The 1,247-nt window shown below is 43.5% G+C and carries 1 protein-coding gene and 1 pseudogene; one reads left to right on the top strand and one right to left on the bottom strand.

Features of this window, described 5'->3' with window-relative positions:
- Positions 1–254, bottom strand: a 254-nt coding sequence (locus ACFIJP_RS09165; protein WP_375627108.1) for an Arm DNA-binding domain-containing protein, incomplete at its 3' end; no start/stop codon positions are given.
- 175 nt (positions 255–429) lie between these two features.
- Here ACFIJP_RS09165 and ACFIJP_RS09160 point away from each other — a divergent pair.
- Positions 430–1,247: pseudogene (locus ACFIJP_RS09160) on the top strand (phage portal protein); the annotation flags it as partial.

The following is a 1,247-nucleotide window of genomic DNA, read 5'->3' as shown; positions in this document are numbered from 1 at the left end:
CGTTCTTTAATAGGGTCACGCCCCTCACGTAAAACAGCCCGCCACCCAGTTGCCAATTCACGGGCTTGTTTTAAAGAGACATCTCTTAAAGCACCCAAGCCCATTTCGCGACGCCGCCCATGAATGGTATAACGATACAGCCATTGAGCACCTCCATCTTTACGCTTATGGAGAAGCAAGCCGGCACCATCATTATATTTGCCAGCTCCCAATGTTGCGACAGCCCTTGCATTAAGACGATTCATAAGAACCATTTTTACTCCTTTCTGCTATAGTTTTTACCCACACGCTAGCCCCGCTTGTGACGTGCAAGCAAGTGATTTTGATTGATTCAAGATACACAGATTTAAGATGAGAGAATCTTACGTTATTCAGGGTTCTCATTCAATATGAATAACGCTAGATTATGATTATAAATCAATGCCTTGAACACTTGTTGAATGCCGTTGGTTTGAAAGCGAGAGGTATTACAAAGCGCCCGATTTAAGTACTGGAGAACTTCGTGATTATAGCGAGGAAGAATTTAAGCAGCTACAGTGCATGATGCCTAATATTCAAGGGGCGGCTTTTAATAAAAAGGTTGTTAAGCGCGCTTTTTTAGGCAGGAAGGTTTTGCTATGCCCCGATCAACCCATGGTTCCAGCTGGTCAATTGGGTTGGGAGTGTATAACGGGGTATTTTGACAAGATAGAACGGCAATTTTATGGGGTTGTGCGTCCTACAAAAGACCCACAACGGTGGGCGAATAAGTACTTTAGTCAAGTTATGTATATCCTTAATAGCCAATCCAAAGGCGGGATAATGGCAGAGAGTGGTGCATTTAAGGATGAGAGAGAAGCAGCAAAAAGTTTAAGCCGATCAGACAGTATTACATGGGTTAAACCTAACGCATTGGCAGGTGGTAAAATACAACCAAAGCCTGTAGCACAGTTTCCACAAGGCTTTTTCCAGCTGTTTAATGAAGCTAAGGAAGCAATTAATCAGGTGACGGGTTTATCGCCCGAATTCATTGGCACAAGAGAAGTGACACAAGCGGGTATTTTGGAGGCACAACGACGCCAATCCAGTTTAAATCTGCTTGCTTGTCTGTTTGATGGTTTACGTTTGTACCGCAAGCGGCAAGGTAAGATTATTTTGCATCTTATCCAGAATTACTTGTCCGATGGTCGTTTGGTACGGATATCTGGTGAGGAGAATGCGCAATATATTCCATTGACGCGTGAAGAAGTAACGAGTGTCGAGTATGA

Source organism: Bartonella sp. MU37NMGALS (assembly GCF_042194015.1).
In the GTDB taxonomy this organism is placed as follows: Bacteria; Pseudomonadota; Alphaproteobacteria; order Rhizobiales; family Rhizobiaceae; genus Bartonella; species Bartonella grahamii.
This window is presented reverse-complemented; position numbering and strand designations above follow the sequence as displayed.